Below are 881 nucleotides of genomic sequence, written 5' to 3'. Positions count from 1 at the left end.
GCTCCACCTGCTTTTATAGTCACGCAGGCATGGCGCGGATAGAGTCAAGGCTTCGGATGCAAGGGTAGGGGATGTCGTTGACATGCGCTGGCTGGAGCCTCTCCTCACCTGGACGTCGAACGACAAAGGTGGAGGCAAGGATGATCGCCCCGCCATTTGATCAACCTCAGGAACAGCATTGTTGCCGTCCCCCGAATTCACTCGAGTGGACGGCTTGCTCTCCGTGACAGTCAGAACGCGCTCTTCACAACGCCGCCATCGACCCGCAGTGCCGCGCCATTGGTGGCCGAGGACAGCGGGCTCGCCACATAGGCGACCATGGTTGCGATTTCCTCAGGCGTCGTAAAGCGTTTGATCAGTGAAGTTGGTCGGATTTTCTCGAAGAACTCGGTCTCGAACTGCGCGAAAGTCTTCCCTTCGGATCCGGGCAACGCGGCGACAAAATCGACGACGCCGCGCGACTTCGTTGGACCTGGCAACACGCTGTTGACCGTGATTGCGGTGCCGGCAACGGATTCGGCGATACCGCGCGCCGCTGCGATCTGGGCCGCCTTGGTCACACCGTAGTGCACCATCTCTGCAGGAATATGCACGCCGCTTTCGCTCGATATAAAGATGATGCGGCCCCAATTGCGCTGGCGCATGGCGGGCAGATAAAGACGAGCGAGACGAACACCTGAAAGTACGTTGACATCGAAGAAATGCCGCCAGTCAGCATCCGGGATCTCTTCGAACGGCTTGGGTTCGAAGATGCCGAGATTGTTGATCAGGATCTCGACATTCGGAAAGAGTTTCGTAATCGCATCGGCGGCTGCTTCAGTTCCGAGATCACCGGCAAATCCGTCAACGCGGCCGCTTCCAATCGCGGCGAGTTCGGCGAC

At 58.5% G+C, this 881-nt stretch carries 1 protein-coding gene; it reads right to left on the bottom strand.

Annotation, left to right across the window (positions count from 1 at the left end; genetic code table 11):
* Positions 1-230: 230 nt before the first annotated feature.
* Positions 231-881, bottom strand: a 651-nt coding sequence (locus AC1RO0_RS31915; RefSeq protein ID WP_498596518.1) for an SDR family NAD(P)-dependent oxidoreductase, incomplete at its 5' end; no start/stop codon positions are given.

Source organism: Rhizobium sp. GW821-FHT14E12 (assembly GCF_058803745.1).
The sequence above is the reverse complement of the archived record's forward strand: the minus strand, read 5'-3'. Positions and strand labels throughout refer to the sequence as shown.